This is a genomic window from Luteimonas suaedae, assembly GCF_008312895.1.
Classification (GTDB): Bacteria; Pseudomonadota; Gammaproteobacteria; order Xanthomonadales; family Xanthomonadaceae; genus Luteimonas; species Luteimonas suaedae.
On the sequence record NZ_VSSP01000009.1, the window covers coordinates 104725 to 122351 of the forward strand.

Here is a 17627-nt window from a genome sequence, read left to right on the forward strand (position 1 = left end):
ATGTCTTCTCGGGTTTGCGGGAGGACGCCAGTTTCGTTGCCACCGTCAAGGGCGTCAGGAGCCGGTGGTCATCGATCCGGCCTGCCGGAAGTCACTTCTTTCACCGGCCCCATTGCCCTGGCGCGCCGTACGCCGCAGCATGACCGCATGACGTCGTCGATCCACAAGTTGTTGCTGCCCTTCAATCTCGCCGGGCTGTGCACGCTGAGCGCAGTCGCGCTGTCGCTGCGCTGGATCGCGCCGGAGGCGGCGGTGCTCGGCTGGGCGACGCTGGCGGCGTTCACGCTCGCCTTCCTGCTGTACGACATCGCGCGCCTGCGCGACACCTGGGCCGGCCACGCATTGCTGGTCCTGATGCCGTTGCTGGCACTGCTGCTGCTCTGGCTGACGCCGCGCTCCGGCTCCTCGCAGGTGCTGCTGGTGGTGTGGACCGCTGCGGCGGCGATGGCCTGGCCGCTGCGATGGGCGGCGGTGGCGGTGCTGCTGGCGGACGCGGCGGCGTACCTGATCCTGCTGCGGCAGGGGCATTTCTCGCCGCTCACCGTGACCTTGATGTATCTCGGCTTCCAGGCCTTCGCCGCATTGATCGCCCACTACGCCACCAGCGCTGAGCGCACGCGTGATGCGCTGGCACGCGTCAACGCCGACCTGCTGGCGACGCGCGCGCTGCTGGCCGATGGTGCCCGCGACAGCGAACGGGTGCGCGTGGCGCGCGAACTGCACGACGTGCTCGGCCACAAGCTGACGGCGATGACGCTCAACCTGCGCGCGCTGGGCAACGATCCGGCGCTGGCCGGCCGCAAGGAACTGCACGTCGCGCAGCGCATGTCGCAGGAGCTGCTGGGCGACATCCGCGGCGTGGTGCAGTCGCTGCGCGACTCCTGCGGGCTGGACCTGGCGACCGCGCTGCATGCGCTGGCCGCGCCGCTGCCGCGGCCGCGGCTGCAGCTGGACATCGCCGACGACGTGCACGTCACCGATCCGGTGCTGGCGGAAACCGTGCTGCGGATCGTGCAGGAAGCGCTGACCAACAGCGCGCGCCATGCCGATGCCGACACCGTGCGCGTGGCGCTGTCGATGCGCGACGGCGCGCTGCAGGTGCGGGTGGAGGACGACGGCCGCCTGCGCGGCGCGCTGAGCGAAGGCAACGGCATTGCCGGCATGCGCGAACGGGTCGCCGCGCTCGGCGGATCGCTGGCGTTCGCGGCCAATGCGCACGGCGCGCTGCGCATCGACGCGAGCCTGCCGGCATGAGCGAAGGCGCGCCGCCGGCACTGCGCATCGCGCTTGCCGACGACCAGGCCCTGGTGCGCGCCGGCCTGCGCGCGCTGCTGGAACAGCAGGGCGTCGAGATCGCGTTCGAGGCCGAGGACGGCGAAAGCCTGCTGGCGCAGCTGGCGCGGATGCCGGTCGACGTGATCCTCAGCGACATCCGCATGCCCGGCGTCGACGGCGTCGACGCACTGGCCGCGCTGCGCGCACGCGGCGACGCCACCCCGGTGCTGCTGCTGACCACCTTCGACGAAACCGACCTGCTGCTGCGCGCACGCGACGCGGGCGCCCAGGGATTCCTGCTCAAGGACGCCGCGCCCGAAGACCTGCGCGAGGCGATCGAGCGCCTGGCGGCGGGCGAGACCCTGCTGCAGCCGGTCAGCACCGATCCGGTGCGTGCGCGCTACCGCTATCACGACGAGCGCGCGCCGGTGGACACCTTCAACGCGCGCGAAGTCGCGATCCTGCGGCTGCTGGCCGGCGGCTACTCCAACCGGGAGATCGCGCGCAGCCTGTTCCTGGCCGAGGGCACGGTGAAGAACTACGTCTCGACCATCCTCGACAAGCTCGGCACCCGCGATCGCACCCGCGCCGTGCTCAAGGCGATCACGCTGCGGGTGATCTGAGCCGCGCGCTCCCCGCTCGCGGCGAAAGGCTTATTGCCGCGGCATAGCCTCGTGCTCCGGATCCTGTTCGCAGTGACGTTCAAACGATGCCTGGCCGGCGGGAAAGCCTTCGGCTTCGGCCAGCTCCCAGGGACGCTCGCACTGCTGCGTCCGCGCGCACCACGCGTAACCGGCAGAGGGGATGCAGCCATGCGCGTCCCGATCCGAACCTGGCAGCGGAATCGCGCCGGTGTCCGGCGCCGGCGAGGTGCAGGCGACCAGCAAAAGGGCGGCCACGGCCGGAACCCAACGCCTTTTCTCGTTCATCCGCATGCTCCGTTTGGCCCAGGCCTGCACTCTACCCGCGGACCGCGGCGCTTACCTCACCGGCGCGGCATGCGAGGATGAGGCTCTCCGAACCCGTCGGTGAAAGCACCGTGACCCAGAGCGCCGCCGCCCACGACGATTTCATCGAGGTCACCCCCGGCGTGGTCGACGCCGCGACCTGCGCCGCGATCGTCGAGCGCATCCGCGGCAGCGATGCGTTGCAACCCGGCCAGGTCGGCGGCGGCGTGTTTCCCGAACTCAAGCGCAGCCGCGACCTGTCGCTGGCCGGCAACCCGGCCTGGGCGGACGTGGAACAGGCGCTCAACGTCGCCGTCTACGGCGGCCTGCTGGCCTACCTGCGGCGCTATCCGCAGGCGCTGATCGCACCGCTGATGCTGCAGCAGCCCGGCGCCGACGGTGCCCCACGGCGGCTGTCTGCCGAGGACCTGGCGGCGATGGACGATCGCCGCCTGGGCGAACTCGCGCGCACCTGCCTGCGCCCGGGCGCGATCAACCTGCAGTGGTATCGCGACGGCGAGGGTGGTTATCCGTACTGGCACTGCGAACTGTATCCACGCGATGCACAAAGCGAGACCCTGCACCGGCACCTGCTGTGGACGATCTATCTCAACGACGGTTTCGAGCAAGGCGAGACCGAGTTCCTGTTCCAGCAGCGCAAGGTCGCGCCGCGTACCGGCGACCTGCTGCTGGCGCCGACCGCCTTCACCCATACCCATCGCGGCAATCGCCCGCGCGGCGGCGACAAGTTCATCGCCACCAGCTGGATCCTGTTCCAGCGCGCCGAGCGGCTGTTCGCCGCGGGCTAGGACGTGTCATCAACTGTCCAATCCCAACGCTCCGGAACCAGATGTCTCCGCGCGCGGCGCTCGTAGGAGCGCCCCATGGGCGCGATGCCGCGGGTGCCGACAGGATCCGGCGGATGTCGCGATCCTGGACCGGCAGGCGCGCCGGTCACCGGAATGTGCTGGCCACGAAACGCCCGCGGCATCGCGCCCATGGGGCGCTCCTACGCTAGGCGGCCGGGTGGCGCCAACGTTGCCTCAGCCGTCCTTGCGCGGCTGGTTGAGCACCAGCCAGTACAGGCCCACCTGCTTGACCGCCCACACGAACTGCTCGAAATCGACCGGCTTGCGGATGTAGCTGTTGACGCCCAGCGCATAGCTGGCCTCGACGTCGAACGGCTCGTTGCTGGTGGTCAGCACCACCACCGGCAGGGCGCGGGTGCGGGCATCGCTGCGGATCGCCTGTAGAACCTCGCGCCCGTCCACCTTCGGCAGGTTGAGGTCGAGCAGGATGATCGAGGGCAGGTCGTCGGGGGCGCGATCGGCGTAGGCGCCGCGCGCGAACAGGTAGTCCAGCGCCTCGGCGCCGTCGCGCACCACGGTCAGGGTGTTGGCGATCTTGGCCTCGGCGAAGGCGATGCGGGTGAGTTCGACGTCGTCCGGATTGTCCTCGACCAGCAGGATCTCTTTCTCGTTCACGCTTCACTCCGCGATGCCGGCGCCGCCGGCAACTCGACATGGAACACGCTGCCGGAACCGGGCGTCGACTCCGCCCACAGCCGGCCTGCATGCCGCTCGGCGATGCATTGTGCGATCGCCAGTCCGAGGCCGTGCCCGCCGCCCTCTTCCGGTCCGTGCAGGCGCTGGAACGGCTCGAACATCCGTTCAGCATAGCGCATGTCGAAACCGCTGCCCTGGTCGCTGACCGAGATCACGATATGGCCGTCGCGGCGCTCGCCGCGCACGTCGATGCGCACCCGATCGCGCTCGCGCGAGAACTTCCAGGCGTTGTGCAGCAGGCGCTCGAACAGCTGCTTGAGCTGGCGCTCGTCGCCGAATGCCACGAGCTGCGGCTGCACGGTCACCTCGGCGTCACGTTCCGGCTCGGCGTCCTGCAGTTCGGCCGCACTCCACTCCACCAGCAGCCCGATATCCACCCGCTCCGGGCGCAACGGCGCCCGCGCGACGTGCGACAGCTGCAGCAGGCCTTCGATCAACGCCTCCATGCGCCCGGTGGCATCGCAGATGCGATCCAGATAGTCGCGCCCGCGCGCATCGATCGCGTCGGCATGGCCGGCGGCGAGGATCTGTGCATAGCTGCCGATCGCGCGCAGCGGCGCGCGCAGGTCGTGGGAAATGCCGTGCGCGAGGGTTTCCTGCTGCCGGCGCAGCATCTGCAGCGCGCGCTCTGCCTCCTGCAGACGTGTCTCGGCGTCGGCGGCGGGCGGGGCTGAACGGGGCTCGGGAGACATCGCGGTGTCCGGGTGGTGCGCGGCCAGTCTAGCGACGATCCAGTCGCGGCAGCGTGTATCCGGGATAAATCCCCGCGCGTGTCGGCCGCTTCCCACGGCCCTGGCACCGGTGCCCTTGTCGGAAGGGCTTCAGCCCCGACCTGCCGAAGGTCGCGGCCGGCGCGGCGACGCTGGTGCTGCCTGCACCTCACGGATCATCTGCAACAGCTTTTCACCTCCCCAGGAAAAGGGAGCGCGCAGTGCGGTGCGGGCGGGAAGCTGTGTGCGTGGGTCTTTTCCGCGCTCCGCTTGTTCCCGGGGTCGGGGCTGAAGCCCCTCCTACAGGATCGGCTGCGGGATGGGATGGTCTAGAACAGCTCGCCCTGCGGCGACGGCGGCCGCGGCGGGACGAAGCGCGCGCAGTCGAGCGCCGGCAGGCGCCCGTAGCCGAGCCGGCGATGGGCGCGCGCGAACCGCCCGGCGATCAGATCGGCGAACGGCCCCTCGCCGCGCATGCGCCGGCCGAACGTGCTGTCGTAGTCACGGCCGCCACGCATCTGCCGGATCAGGCTCATGACGTGCGCGGCGCGCTCGGGGTAATGCAGTTCCAGCCACTCGCGCCAGAGCTGCTTGAGCTCGTGCGGCAGCCGCAGCAGCACGTGACCGGCCGCGGCCGCGCCATGTTCGCGCGCCGCCTCGAGAATGGCTTCCAGCTCGTGGTCCGTGATCATCGGGATCACCGGCGCCACCATCACCCCGACCGGCACGCCGGCATCGGCCAGTCGCCGCAACGCCTGCAATCGGGCATGCGGCGCCGAGGCGCGCGGCTCCATCTTCGCCGACAACCGGTTGTCGAGCGTGGTGATCGAGAAGTACACGGTGACCAGCCGCTGCCGCGCCAGTGTCGCCAGCAGGTCGAGGTCGCGCAGCACCAGCGCGTTCTTGGTGATCAGGCTGACCGGATGCCGGCACTCGGCCAGCACTTCCAGCAGTGCCCGGGTGATCCGGTAGCGGCGCTCGATCGGCTGGTAGGCATCGGTGTTGATGCCCAGCGCGATCGCCGAGCAGCGATAGGCGGGCCTGGCCAGTTCCGCGCGCAGGCGCTCGGCGGCATTGGTCTTGGCGTACAGGCGGGTCTCGAAATCCAGGCCCGGCGAAAGATCCAGATAGGCGTGCGACGGCCGCGCGAAGCAATAGGCGCAACCGTGCTCGCAGCCGCGGTAGGGATTGACCGACTGGCTGAAGGCGATGTCCGGCGAATCGTTGCGGCTGACGATGCTGCGCGCACGTTCCTCGGTGACCACCGTGTCCGGGTGCGCGGCCTGCGCCGCGTCGGTCAGTTCCGCCAGGCCGCCCCAACCGTCATCCTCGGCCCGGGCCACGGTCTTCTCGAAGCGGCCGCTGACGTACGAGCCCGAACCCCGCCCCTTGATCGCCGCGGGCGCGGGCATCTGTTGCTTGCCGTTCTCACGCATGCCAATCAGGTTAACGCCGCAGGATCGCAGTCGCTGCGACCGCGCCGGGCGGCCGCCATCGGTGGTGGCCATGATGAACGCGCCGCCGTGCGCCGCGAAGGGCAACAACGGCAGGGCACACCCGCTGTCGGCTTGCGCCGGGTCGGGGCTGAAGCCCCTCCTACGGGAGCTTCGGTGCCCGGGGGCGCCATGGGGGCGAAACTTGGCCGGTTTAGCTGAACAGGTCGATGGCCGGTGGCCGGTGCGCGGCGCTCCCGCCGTTCACGCTAGACACCAGAGCCGAGCCCCCGGGGCTCAGCAGGGGAAGTACATGAGTCTGGTTGTCCAGAACGCCCGCCGGAATGTTCCCGGCCACATCCGGATTCGGCCGATGCCTGCGCATCGGACTGATGGCGCCGCTGCCAATGTCGATGACCGCTGACGGCGACGGTGTGCGGCTTCTATCGATGCCCGGACCGGCGCCCTGGAACCGCGACGACGCGGTCGTGCGCCGTCGCCCACACCCCTGTCTGTCATCCACGGCACGGAGACTGGCCACTGCCGCGCGGGCGCTGCCGTCGTGCCACCGCGATCGGCGACTGCAAGGAGCGTGACGATGGCTGCCCTACCCAAATTCAACCCGCATTGCGTGATCTGGTTCGGCCGGCCGTCGCGGCACGAGCGCGACATGCTGGCCGCCGCCGGATGGCGGATGCGGATCGCCGATCCCGCGCGTGACCTCCACGTCGGCATGCGTGGCGAGGACTACGTGATCGGCCTGGTGGATCTGCGTGGCGGCGACACCTCCGCGCTGGCGGCGCTGGAGCAGCTGGTCACCGATCACGCCGACCTGCCCCTGCTGGCGCTGACCTCGGAAGACACGCCGACCGAGGATGCCGGCGTCCGCCGGATCCTGAGCGCCTGCGGCGAACGCCTGGTGGCGCCGCTGAACCCGCAGCAGTTCGGCCAGGCGCTGTCGTCGTTCGATGCCGACGGCACGTGCATGGACGACGCCAGCGGCATGATCGGACAGAGCGCGCCGATGCTGGAAGTGCACGGCATCCTCCACCGCTATTCGCGGGTCGACCTGCCGGTGCTGATCACCGGCGAGACCGGCACCGGCAAGGAGCTGGCGGCGCGCGCGCTGCATGAGCGCTCTTCCCGCCATCGCGCGCCGTTCGTCGCGGTCAACTGCGGGGCGCTGCCGCCGAGCCTGGTGCAGTCGGAACTGTTCGGCCACGAGCGCGGTGCCTTCACCGGCGCCAGCGCGCGCCGCATCGGCCTGTTCGAATCCGCCGACGGCGGCACCCTGTTCCTCGACGAGATCGGCGACCTGCCGCTGGACGCGCAGACCAACCTGCTGCGGGTGCTGCAGGAAGGCACCCTGGAGCGGGTCGGCAACAGCCATTCGCTGCGGATCGACGTGCGTGTGCTGGCGGCGACCCACGTCGACCTCGAGCAGGCGGTCGCCGCCGGACGCTTTCGCCAGGACCTGTACTACCGGCTCGACGTGCTGCGCCTGGACATGCCGCCGCTGCGCGATCGCGGCGACGACATCGAGCTGCTGGCGCGGCGCTTCCTGGAGGCGTTCCGCGAGCACCATGCGGTGACCGCGCGCGGCTTCAACGCCGCCGCGCGCCAGGCGATGCGCGCGCATCGCTGGCCGGGCAACGTGCGCGAACTGCTCAACCGGGTACGGCGCGCGGCGGTGATCGCCGAACAGCCGCTGATCGGCCCCGCCGAGCTGCAGCTCGGGAAAAACGACGGCGCGGGCGCGGGCCTGGACCACGCGCGCGAGCACGCCGAGCGCGAGGCGGTGCTGTCGGTGCTGCGTGAAACCGGCTGCAACGTCAGCGCTTCGGCCCGCCGGCTGCGGGTCTCGCGCGTCACCATGTACCGGTTGTGCCGCAAGCACCGGCTCTCGCTGGCGGAGATGCGCTGACCGTTTCGCCCGCCGCACGCGCGATCACAGCATGTACGGCACCTTGAAGGTCAGGTTGAAGTCCGGCGCGTCCGGCGTCAGGCCGATGCCGAGCATCCCCACCAGCGTGGTGTTGGCGTTGAGCGCATGGGTCACGCCGAGATTGAAGGTGGCGGCGTTGGCGTCGCTGCCGATCACCTTGATCCAGTCCGCGTTCTCGTAGCGGGTGCGCGCGCGGGCGCTGAGGCGGTCGCTCAGCGAGATGCTCAGGCTGGTGCGCTCGTTGAAGGCGAAGGCGACGCCGGCGCCGAAGTAGAACGCGCGGCCCAGCTGCACCTCGCCCGGGTTCACCGTCGCCGGATTGTTGTCGAGATCGTCGAAGCTGCCGGTGAACGAGTGCACGTAGCCGATGTTGCCGAACAGAATCGCCGGATCGGTGGTCTTGACCGCCGACAGGCCGACGGTGGCCTGCCAGACACCGTTGCCGGTCGGCTGCTCCTCGGGCACCGCGAAGCGGATGAAGTCGTCCTCGTCGCGCTCGAGCACCTCCCATGGGATGCCGTAGGGCTCGCGCCCGGTCGGCGCGGTGACGCCGAGGTTGAGCACCGTTTCCGGCAGGAAACCGCGCTCGCCGAACAGCTTGTAGTTGGCGCTGGCGCTGATGTCGCCGAGGCCGGCGCCGTCGGTCTGCTCCTGCGCGATCGATGCCGCGGCGCCGCCGGCGCCGCCCTTCTGGTAGATGGTCTTGCGCGCGATGTAGGGCACGTCGAGGTTCAAGGTCAGGCGCGGGCTGAGGCCCCAGCGCGCGGCGAAATTGTAGTTCAGGGTGTCGGACTCGACGTTCTCGATGGCGATGTTGCCGAGGAAGATCGCGTCCAGCGCCAGGAACCCGTTGAGGGTGAGCTGCTTGCGGTCGTAACGGTTGTAGCTGACGCTGTTCTCCAGGATCAGCCGCTGGTTGAAGAGCGCCTGGTTCTGCTGCTTGACGTCGGCGACGCTGCGGGTTTCCTCCTCGCGTGCGCGCCGTGCGTCCTCGGCGCTGCCGGCATAGCCTTCCTGCGGCGGCGGCGCGGCGGGCGCCGCGGCCGGATCCGGCCGCGGTGCAGGCGTTGCAACGGCCGCGGCGATCGCCGTCTCCGGCGTCCCGGTGGCCGACGCTGGCGCGCCTTGGCCGCTGACCCGCGCCTGCAGCGCCTGCATGCGCATGTCGAGCTCGCGCAGGCGCCGCACCTCCTGCGCATAGCTGGCCTTGAGCGCGGCCAGCTCCTGCATCAGCTCGCCCATTTCCTTGTATTCGGCCGGGCTTGGCGCCGCGCCCGGATCCTGGGCGGCGGCGGTGCCGCTCAATGCGAGTGCGAGCGCCGTCGCCAGCAGCCCCGGTCGCGCGGTTGGTGTCCTTGTCACGTGGAACTCCCGTGGTTGCATGCGCATTGTCCGTTCAGAGGCGGCCGCCGAGCCCGCGGGTCAGCGAGATCGCCTGCGCCACGCCCTGGTCGAGGGCCGCGTTGGCCGGCACCGCTTGCCGCACCAGCTCAAGGTGCAATTGGTTGCTGACCGCGTGGCCGTCGCTGCCCAGACGGATGCTCTGGCCGAGGCTGCCGGCGCGGATCCACTGCTCGGCGGCGCCGTGGCCGTCGACCTGCAGCAGGATCCGGGCGTCGCCGCCGTCGAAGCCGGCGCTCGCGGTCAGCCCGCCCATCGCGGCATTGGCATGCCCGCCGGCGCTGGCGCCGGCCGGGGCGGGCGCTTCGCCGTCGCGCACGGTCAACGAGGTGAGGTTGCCGGCGGTATTGCCGTCGCCCGCGACCTGCACCGACTGCACCATGCCCGAGACATTGGCCAGTCCGGCCGAATCGACGCTGCGCTGGCCCTGCGCGACCGGCATGGGCGCGTCCCCGGCGGTGATGGTGACGCTCGGCCGGTAGCTGACCGTCGGCGTGCCGCGGCTGAAATCGAAGCCGAAATCGAGCTGGCCCTGCAGGGTCTGTCCGGCCGCGGTCTGCCAGGTCGAGACCATCGACACGCCGAACCACAGCACCGCGTCGTTGCCGACCGTGTAGCGGCCGCGCATCAGGCCCAGTTCGGCCTCGGGGATCTCGGTCAGTCCGGGCGCAGGTCGCGCGACCTCGCCGCCGGCCTGCGCGAGCGCGGACGCCATCGGCAGTCCGGCGCACAGCGCCGCCGGCAGCGCCAACGACCATCGTCGAATTCTATTCATCTCATCTCTCCTTCAGAACAGATCCGCATGCGTGAATCCGAAATCGAGCAGTTCGGCATCGGTGATCGGCCCCTGCCGCGCGTACAGTGTCTTCGCGCTGGGCCGGGACACCGGCTGCAGCAGCACCGTGTTCCGGTCGAAGTCACTGGCGATCACGATGAAAACGGCGCGCGACGGCCACGACTGCATGAATTCGTCGAACGGCACACTGCGGTTGCCCAGGATCGGGTCGCCGAGCTCGACCCGGTCGCCGTCGACCTGCTTGAGCACCACGAAATGGCGAAAGCCGCCGACGTCCATCAGCACCAGCGCCGGCACGCGCAGGCCGCGCAGCCGCGCTTCGTCGACCCGGTAACCGCGTCCGCGCATGCCCAGCGCTTCGACATAGCGCTTGATATCCAGCAGCGAGAAGCCGCGCTCGCGCACCAGTTCCGGGTCCGCCACGCCCATCATGCCGTCGATCACCGTGGCCTCGTCGGCATCGATCCGATAGCCGTAACGCAGGATCGTCGCCAGCGCGGCGGCGCCGCAGCTGTAGTCGGTGTGCTGGCGCACCAGGTGCCGGAAGCGCGCCTCGCGCATGCTTTCCACGGACTTGGTGAACAAGCCGCCGTCGGGGAGCACGCCGCTGAAGCGCACCTCGCCGGCGTCGGCGCCGGCGCATGCCGCCGTCGCCGCCAAGAGGCAGGCGGCCGCGAGAATCTTCCGCAACATTACGATCTCCGTTCGGTGGAAGGCCCCGTCCCGCAGGGGAATACGGAACGGGGCTTCCGGGACTCCCGGCCTCAGGGGAAAGGGCGGGAGGTCACGCGTTGCGGCAGCGCTTATTCGCCGCCGCCGCCGCCACCACCGCCGGTCGACGGCTGCGCCACGGCCAGGGCCAGGCTGTTGGCCTGCAGGTTGCCCGTGCCCGAAGCGACGTTGACGCCGATGTTGCCGGAGGCACCGCTGAAGGCGCTGCCCGACAGGCTGGCGGTATTGGTCGCGTCGACCACGATCCACTGGGTCGAGCTGACGGTGCCGCTCAGGCTGGCGACCAGGTCGCTGTAGGACAGTTCGACGAAGCCCAGCTCGCCGGACTCGCGGCCCCGGTAGCTGCCGCTCTCGTCGGTGTCGAAGGCGAGCCCGCCCACGCCCTGGCGGTACGGGTTCTGCACCGCGCCCTGGCTCTCGTTGTCGAAGTCGGCATGGCCGATGCTGGGGCCGGCCGGATGGTCTTCGCCTTCCCACATGTCGGCGTAGAAGTTGCTCTGCTGGTAAGCGTTGCCGCGACCGGCGTAGCTGCCCTGCTCGGTGCCCTCGTAGCGGCCCCTGCCCACACCCACCGACCAGCCCTGGACCGGACCGCTCAGGCTGACTTCGACCGAGTCGGTCATGCGCTCGATGCGGCCTTCGTTGCTGACCGCGTTGCCGGTGGAGATCTGCTTGGAGCTCACGCTCGCCTGCGCATAGGCGCTGGTGGCGACCGAGGCGGCGAGGGCGTTCTTCTGCTGGTTGTTGTTGCCCGAAGCCACGTTGACGCCGATGTTGCCCGACGCATTGGCGAACGCGTTGCCGCCGACGCTGGCATCGTTGGTCACGCCCATGTTGATCGTCTGGTTGCCGGCGCCGTACTGGTCGACGAAGACTTCGGCGTCGGCCAGGCCGAAGGCGAAGCTGGCGTCCGCGGCCGAAAGCGCGGCGGCGTTGTCCTGCACGTTGTTGTCGCCGGCGGCGACGTTGAAGGCGAGGTTGCCGGAGGCGTCGGAGCCGACGTCGTCGCCGATCGAGGCGTCATTGGTCAGCATGTCGTTGATGCCGACGTTGTCGGTGACCATCTGCCGGTTGTCGACCACGGCGATCGCCGCCGAATCGATGGCGATGTCGCCGGAGATCGTCGGGTCGCCGCTGAAGGCGATGTCGGAGCTCAGCGACAGTTCCTTGTCGAGCTGCACGTTGACGCCGTGCTCGTTGCGCTCCGAACGCACGTCCTCGTTGCGCTCGATGTCCTCATATTCCTGATTGGTGCTCAGGCTCTGGTCGATGCGCGTACGACGGGCGAATCTGTCGCTGTAGGCCAGGTCCACATCGATGTCCTTCGACACGTTCATGTCGAAGTTGGTGTCGCTGGTGTGGGTATTGGTGCTCGTGTTGGTGGTGTAGTTGCGGGTATCGTCGACGGTGATGTCGTGATCGATCATCACGGTCTCGTTGTACTCGACGTCCTGCGCCTGTGCCGCGCCGGCCGTTGCCGCGGCGACCGCAATCGCGAGTGCCGTCCATTTCGTATTCGCTTTCATGATGTCCTCTGCTCTTTCTCTGGAGTGAAGTGCCGGTTCACGGAACGGTCTGCACGGACAGGACCAGTTGGTTGTCCGTGGCGTTGCCCGACCCCGCGATCTGATTGAGCTGCAGCACGCCCTCGAAGCCGCGTAGCGCGGAGGCTTCCACGGCGACCTTGCGGTCCGCCGTTTCCGCGCCCCCCTGGCCGTTCGGATGTTGCAGCCCTGCTGACGCGAACGCCGGCGACGACAACTGCTCGTCGCTGGCCTCGCGTATGCCCTGTTGCGCCAGCGTCACGGCAACCGCGTTGAGTTCCGCGTTGCCGCTGCCGCTGGCCTGATTGATGGAGACGAGCCCGCTCGCGTCGGCGAATGCCTGCCCGCCGATGACGGCGGTCGCCTGCGCGGGCGCGTCGAAGCGGTCGGATGTCCGCGCCTGGTGCACGGCGACCGGAGCGCTCGCCCTGCCCCCGCTGGCGAAGGCGCGCTGGTTGCTCTGCTGGTTGAGGTCGCCCGCAGACAGGTTGACCGCGATCGCGCCGCTGGCGCCGTTGAAGGCGCGCTCGTCGACACGGGTCTCGGCCAGCCAGCCGAGCATCGCGACGTAGTCGTCGCTCTCCTGCGCCTGCACGCCGGCGAGCGGCAGCAGCGCCAGCAGCGGCACGAAGCGGAGCGGCGCCATGGTCATCGCCCGCCGTTGCCGTTGCCTGGCGTGGTGCCCAGGGGAAACTGCGACAGCGCGCCGTCGATGTGCCGGCCGATGCCGCGCGTGCTGGTGCCGATGGCACCGAGCGGTGCGCGCAAGGCGCCGTTGATGCCGGCCCCGGACCCCAGCCCGCCCCGTTCCGGGCTGGCCGTTCCAAGACTCCCGGACACGGCGGTCGCGGCGCTCTGCCCGGCCGGGGCCAGGCCCGCGCCCGGTTGCAGCCGGTGGCCCGAATCGATCGCCGCGAAATCGGCGTCGCTCAATTCGCCGGTCCCCAGCGACCGGTCGATCTCGCGATTCGGTGTCGGGTCGGCGATCACCGCCAGGCTTGGCGGTGCCGGGCGGACGGCGTGGCGTGTATTGACGTCGCGCAGCAGCACCATCTCGCCGTGCCTGGGCTCCACACCACTGCGGGCGCCGGCGGCCTCGGCTCCATACGGCGCCATGCACAGCAGGCAAAGCGCGAGGATCTTGGTTCTGGTCATGGCAGGGTCTCGTGCGGAAACGCGAGGAGATGGACGCACGATCCGTGCCACGGATAAAAACTATTAAAAACAGCGTCTTACGTTCTCATTAAGAAGCACGGCGATACCGCGGTGTTACAGGGCTCCACCGCCGCCGGCGCGCTTTCCGGTGGCCGCCGGCGGCATTGCGCGCTCGTTGGCGATCACCGGCGCTGTATCGCTTCCGTTACACCCGGGCCGCAACGGTTTACACGGCGGTGCGGCGGCGGCGGAGCATGGCGCGTCGCCGGCGTGTTCCGCTTCCGCGAAGGCGGCGTTAGCCTAGGCGACCGTTTCTCGGCCGACGTCCTCGAGGCTTCCGATGCCCGACTTGCTGCAGCGCGGCTGGGATGCGCTGACCTCGACCCCCGGGCTGGCGATGCTGCTCGTGCTCGGCTGGCTGCTGTACCTGATCTGGCTGGGCGGCTGGATCGTGCTGCAGAAGCGCGAACCGGTGGCGACCCTGAGCTGGCTGCTGGGCCTGGCGCTGCTGCCCTATCTCGGCTTCCTGATCTACCACGTGTTCGGGCCGCAGAAGATCCGGCGCCAGCGCCTGCGTCGCGAGAGCAGCCGCGCCCGCTTGCCACAGGAACCGGACGGGTTTTCCGGCCATTCCGACGCTGCCGAACTGGCGAGCCTGGCGCACGCGGCCTCCGGCCTGGCGCCGGCCTCGGCGACCGAGGTGCGGCTGCTGGTCGACGGCGGCGAGACCTACGATGCGTTGCTGGCCGACGTCGCCGCCGCGCGCAGCCACCTCCACCTCGAGTACTACATCTACGAGACCGACCATATCGGCACCACGCTGCGCGATGCGCTGGTCGAGCGCGCCCGGGCCGGCGTGCGGGTCCGGTTGCTGATCGATGCCGTGGGCAGCGGCCAGCCGCGACGGTTCTTTTCGCCGCTGATCGACGCCGGCGGCGAGGTGACGTGGTTCCATCCGACCCAGTTCGGGCGCATCTGGCAGCGGCCTTGGCTCAACCTGCGCAACCACCGCAAGATCGTGGTGATCGACGGCTGCATCGGCTACACCGGCGGCATCAACATCAGCGACCACCAGGACGAGCGCCGGCGCGACGACGCCTATCGCGACCTGCACCTGCGCCTGGAGGGCGAAGCGGTGCGCCGCCTGCAGAAAATCTTCGTCGAGGATTGGCTGTATGCCAACGGCGACGACGGCTGCATCGGCGAGATCGCGGCGCAGACGCCGGCTTGCGACCATGGCCCGATCGCAGCCCAGGTGCTGTCCTCGGGCCCCGATTCGTCCTGGGAAGCGATCCACCGCCTGCACGTCAGCGCGATCCATGCCGCGCGCACGCGGGTCTGGCTGGTGACGCCCTATTTCGTGCCCGGCGAGGCGGCGATGATGGCGCTGACCTCGGCGGCGCTGGCCGGACTCGACGTGCGGCTGCTGCTGCCGCGGCGCTGCGATTCGCTGCTGGTGACGCTGGCCGCCCGCTCCTACTTCGACGCGCTGATGGAGGCGGGCGTCCAGGTGTACGAGTACGGTCCGCGACTGCTGCACAGCAAGGCGCTGGTGGTCGATGATTCGCTGGCGTTGGTGGGCAGCGCCAATTTCGACAACCGCAGCTTCCGGCTCAATTTCGAGGCCTCGGTGCTGTTCGACGACCGCGCGCTGACGGCGCAGCTGGCGCGTCACGTCGAATCGGAACTCGCGCGGGCGCGTCGGGTCCACGCCCGCGACGACCGGCCGCTGCTGCGCGAGCGCCTGCCCGAAGCGCTCGCTCGACTGCTCTCACCGCTGCTCTGAAACCGCCCCGTCGCGACCGGCGGCAGCAGCGGCCCACCGGACGGCTGCCAGGCCGCGCGGCAGGGGGTAGACTGGTGGCGTCTTCGTGGAAGGAGGGATTCCACATGCCATGGTTGTTCCTGCTGCTGGCCATCGCCGCGTTTGCGATCGCGATGGCGACTTCCTCGTTGGCGCTGGCGGTGGTCTGCATCCTGGCCGCGCTGGTCCTGCTGGCGATCTGGGTCATGGGCCTGTTGGCGCAACGCGTCGGCAGCCAGAGCCGCGACGACACGATGATGATCGACCCGCAGGAATTGCGCCGCCTGCGCGAGCAGGCCGAAGCGCGCCGAGCGAGCGAAGGCATGACTGCCTCGGGCGAAGCGCCGCCGCATTGAATCCTGCGGACGTGCCCGCCGCGGTGGTGCCATCAGCGAACGCCAGGCGCGGGCCATGACCCGTCTCAGCGTCAACCTCAACAAGGTGGCGCTGCTGCGCAATGCGCGCGGCGGTGGCGACCCGGACGTGCTCGAGGCCGCGCGCATCTGCCTGGACGCCGGCGCGCACGGCATCACCGTGCATCCACGACCGGATGCGCGCCACGCCCGCAGCGACGACGTGCTGGCGTTGGCGGCCTTGTGTCGACAGCGCGGCGTCGAGTTCAATCTCGAGGGCAATCCGTTCGCAGCGGCGCGTCCCGGGTACCCGGGATTCCTCGCCCTGTGCGCCGAGACGCGCCCGCGGCAGGCGACGCTGGTGCCGGACGACGATGGCCAGCTGACATCCGACCATGGTTTCGACTTCGCGCGCGATGCCGACCGCCTGCGTGCACCGGTCGCCGAACTGCACGCACTGGGATGCCGGGTCAGCCTGTTCGCCGATGCCGGCGCGGCGGTCGAGCAGGCCGCGGCGCTCGGCGCCGACCGGATCGAGCTCTATACCGGTCCGTTCGCCGAGGCGCATGCCCGCGGCGATGCCGGCACGGTCGCGCGCGATTGCGCCGAGACCGCAAGGCGCGCGCGCGATGCCGGGCTCGGGGTCAATGCCGGCCACGATCTGAGCCAGGCCAATCTCGGCGCCTTCCTGGCCGCGGTGCCCGGTGTGCTCGAAGTGTCGATCGGCCACGCCCTGATCGGCGAAGCGCTGTACGCCGGACTTGCGCCCACCATCGAGCGCTACCTTCGCCTGCTGGACGCCGTCCGCTAGTCGCTCCGGCACCGGGACACCGGTCGGCGGTTGCTCGAAAAGCATTGTTTGCCGTGGAACGACGCGGATCGGCCATCGACCTGCACAGTCCGTTCGACTCCCGCTCGCCCGCGATTCGAAAAGAGCACCGCCTCTTCGTAGGAGCGCGCCATGCGCGCGATGCCGCGGGCAACTCGCCGCACGCGAATTCGATGACCGGCGTGCTTGCCGGCGCAAAAAAAAACGCCGCCCGGAGGCGGCGTCGAAAGTTCGGTAAGCGTCCGACCGGCGCGCTGCAGGCGACGCCGGCCGGGTACAACGTGTCTACTTCTTGACGAAGCCGATCTTGAGCATCTGCGCGTTCTTGGCCTGCGCCAGCACCTTGGCCAGGACGCCGTAATCGGAATCCTCGCTGGCATCGATCTCCAAGGTCGGCTGGTTGGTCGGATCGCGCTGGACCTCGGCCTCCATCATGTTGCGCAGCGCCGTCACGGGCGTCGGGCTGTCGTTCCAGAACACCTGGCCTGCCGGATCGATACGCAGCCGGATCGGCTCCGGCGGATCGACCGGGTTCTCCGGCGGGGTGATCGACCTTTGCGGCAGATCGATATCGATTGGATACGACAGCTGCGGCGCCGTCACCATGAAGATGATCAGCAGCACCAACATCACGTCCGCGAGCGGAATGATGTTGATGTCGGCCATCGGGCCTTCGCCGGCATCGGAACTGAATGCCATCGTGGGTCTCCGTTAGTTTTGTTCGCGGGTGGCGACGAAGCCAACCTTGCGCATGCCCTGGGCCTGCGCAACGGTGACCACGTCGTTCACCACGCGGTACTTCGTGGTCGCGTCGCCGCGGACGTTGACCGGCGGCTGCGGCGTCTTCTGCGCCTCGACCGAGAGCGCGCTTTCGAGCAGTTCCCGGCTGACCGGCTGGTCGTTGAGGTAGATCTGGCCGCTCTCGGTCACCGCGATGGTGATCGGTGGGGCCGGCGGGGCTTCATCCGGACGTTCGTCCAGATTGGCCTGCGGCAGATCGACCTTGATCTTGTGCGCCATCAGCGGCGCCGTGACCATGAAGATGATCAGCAGCACCAGCATCACGTCGACCAGCGGCACGACGTTGATCGTCGCCATCGGCTTGCCGCCACCCTCATTGCTACTGAACGCCATATCC

At 69.6% G+C, this 17627-nt stretch carries 20 protein-coding genes; 8 read left to right on the top strand and 12 right to left on the bottom strand.

Going from position 1 to position 17627, the window contains the following annotated elements; translation table 11 throughout:
• Both FXO19_RS13715 and FXO19_RS13720 read left to right on the top strand, forming a co-directional pair.
• Entirely contained in the window at positions 1 to 1254 is a 1254-nt protein-coding gene (locus FXO19_RS13715) for a sensor histidine kinase (RefSeq protein WP_255516426.1), read from the top strand.
• Entirely contained in the window at positions 1251 to 1898 is a 648-nt protein-coding gene (locus tag FXO19_RS13720; protein WP_149195671.1) for a response regulator transcription factor, read from the top strand. The genes FXO19_RS13715 and FXO19_RS13720 overlap by 4 nt, the downstream gene beginning before the upstream one ends.
• A 30-nt stretch (positions 1899 to 1928) precedes the next feature.
• Here the strand turns inward: FXO19_RS13720 and FXO19_RS19615 are convergent, their stop codons facing one another.
• On the bottom strand, positions 1929 to 2210 hold the full coding sequence (locus FXO19_RS19615; protein WP_425481479.1) for a peptidase: 282 nt from the start codon (positions 2208 to 2210) through the stop codon (positions 1929 to 1931).
• 71 nt (positions 2211 to 2281) lie between these two features.
• Here FXO19_RS19615 and FXO19_RS13730 point away from each other — a divergent pair, with 71 nt between their 5' ends.
• Positions 2282 to 3031 carry a 2OG-Fe(II) oxygenase gene (locus FXO19_RS13730; protein ID WP_149195672.1) on the top strand — a complete coding sequence of 250 codons (750 nt, stop codon included), beginning with the start codon at positions 2282 to 2284 and terminating at the stop codon, positions 3029 to 3031.
• A 234-nt stretch (positions 3032 to 3265) separates the two neighbouring features.
• On the opposite strand, the gene FXO19_RS13735 is transcribed toward FXO19_RS13730, so the two are convergent.
• From FXO19_RS13735 to FXO19_RS13745, 3 genes are all read right to left on the bottom strand, one after another.
• Positions 3266 to 3706 (bottom strand): response regulator, encoded by a 441-nt coding sequence (locus FXO19_RS13735; RefSeq protein WP_149195673.1) that lies wholly within the window; start codon positions 3704 to 3706, stop codon positions 3266 to 3268.
• Positions 3703 to 4479 carry a sensor histidine kinase gene (locus FXO19_RS13740; RefSeq protein ID WP_149195674.1) on the bottom strand — a complete coding sequence of 259 codons (777 nt, stop codon included), beginning with the start codon at positions 4477 to 4479 and terminating at the stop codon, positions 3703 to 3705. Before FXO19_RS13740 ends, FXO19_RS13735 begins: the two co-directional genes overlap by 4 nt.
• Before the next feature lie 347 nt (positions 4480 to 4826).
• On the bottom strand, positions 4827 to 5933 hold the full coding sequence (locus FXO19_RS13745; RefSeq protein WP_255516427.1) for a PA0069 family radical SAM protein: 1107 nt from the start codon (positions 5931 to 5933) through the stop codon (positions 4827 to 4829).
• Between the two features lie 595 nt (positions 5934 to 6528).
• Between FXO19_RS13745 and FXO19_RS13750 the strand changes: the two genes are divergently transcribed.
• The gene (locus FXO19_RS13750; RefSeq protein WP_149195675.1) at positions 6529 to 7854 is read left to right on the top strand and encodes a sigma-54 dependent transcriptional regulator; all 1326 of its coding nucleotides are present in this window, start codon (positions 6529 to 6531) and stop codon (positions 7852 to 7854) included.
• Between the two features lie 24 nt (positions 7855 to 7878).
• Here FXO19_RS13750 and FXO19_RS13755 read toward each other — a convergent pair whose 3' ends face one another.
• From FXO19_RS13755 to FXO19_RS13780, 6 genes are all read right to left on the bottom strand, one after another.
• Complete coding sequence (locus tag FXO19_RS13755; protein ID WP_255516428.1) at positions 7879 to 9237, bottom strand: transporter; 1359 nt, start codon at positions 9235 to 9237, stop codon at positions 7879 to 7881.
• Between the two features lie 34 nt (positions 9238 to 9271).
• Positions 9272 to 10051 (bottom strand): hypothetical protein, encoded by a 780-nt coding sequence (locus tag FXO19_RS13760; RefSeq protein WP_255516429.1) that lies wholly within the window; start codon positions 10049 to 10051, stop codon positions 9272 to 9274.
• 12 nt (positions 10052 to 10063) lie between these two features.
• Positions 10064 to 10765: a C39 family peptidase gene (locus tag FXO19_RS13765; RefSeq protein ID WP_149195677.1), complete on the bottom strand. Its 702-nt coding sequence runs from the start codon at positions 10763 to 10765 to the stop codon at positions 10064 to 10066.
• Positions 10766 to 10875: 110 nt separating this feature from the next.
• The gene (locus FXO19_RS13770; RefSeq protein WP_149195678.1) at positions 10876 to 12330 is read right to left on the bottom strand and encodes an adhesin; all 1455 of its coding nucleotides are present in this window, start codon (positions 12328 to 12330) and stop codon (positions 10876 to 10878) included.
• 37 nt (positions 12331 to 12367) lie between these two features.
• Entirely contained in the window at positions 12368 to 12994 is a 627-nt protein-coding gene (locus FXO19_RS13775; protein ID WP_255516430.1) for a hypothetical protein, read from the bottom strand.
• Between the two features lie 2 nt (positions 12995 to 12996).
• Positions 12997 to 13503 (bottom strand): hypothetical protein, encoded by a 507-nt coding sequence (locus tag FXO19_RS13780; RefSeq protein ID WP_149195679.1) that lies wholly within the window; start codon positions 13501 to 13503, stop codon positions 12997 to 12999.
• 340 nt (positions 13504 to 13843) lie between these two features.
• On the opposite strand from FXO19_RS13780, the gene cls reads away from it, so the two are divergent.
• From cls to FXO19_RS13800, 4 genes are all read left to right on the top strand, one after another.
• Positions 13844 to 15289 (top strand): cardiolipin synthase, encoded by a 1446-nt coding sequence (cls, locus tag FXO19_RS13785; protein ID WP_149195680.1) that lies wholly within the window; start codon positions 13844 to 13846, stop codon positions 15287 to 15289.
• A 104-nt stretch (positions 15290 to 15393) separates the two neighbouring features.
• Entirely contained in the window at positions 15394 to 15663 is a 270-nt protein-coding gene (locus tag FXO19_RS13790) for a hypothetical protein (protein ID WP_149195681.1), read from the top strand.
• Between the two features lie 55 nt (positions 15664 to 15718).
• Positions 15719 to 16471, top strand: a complete 753-nt coding sequence (locus FXO19_RS13795; protein ID WP_149195682.1) for a pyridoxine 5'-phosphate synthase — start codon at positions 15719 to 15721, stop codon at positions 16469 to 16471.
• Positions 16472 to 16524: 53 nt separating this feature from the next.
• Complete coding sequence (locus FXO19_RS13800) at positions 16525 to 16785, top strand: hypothetical protein (protein WP_149195683.1); 261 nt, start codon at positions 16525 to 16527, stop codon at positions 16783 to 16785.
• On the opposite strand, the gene FXO19_RS13805 is transcribed toward FXO19_RS13800, so the two are convergent.
• Positions 16775 to 17188, bottom strand: coding sequence for an ExbD/TolR family protein (locus tag FXO19_RS13805; protein WP_149195684.1), 414 nt, complete (start codon positions 17186 to 17188; stop codon positions 16775 to 16777). The genes FXO19_RS13800 and FXO19_RS13805 overlap by 11 nt on opposite strands.
• Positions 17189 to 17200: 12 nt before the next feature.
• Positions 17201 to 17623 carry an ExbD/TolR family protein gene (locus FXO19_RS13810; protein ID WP_149195685.1) on the bottom strand — a complete coding sequence of 141 codons (423 nt, stop codon included), beginning with the start codon at positions 17621 to 17623 and terminating at the stop codon, positions 17201 to 17203.
• Between the last annotated feature and the right edge of the window lie 4 nt (positions 17624 to 17627).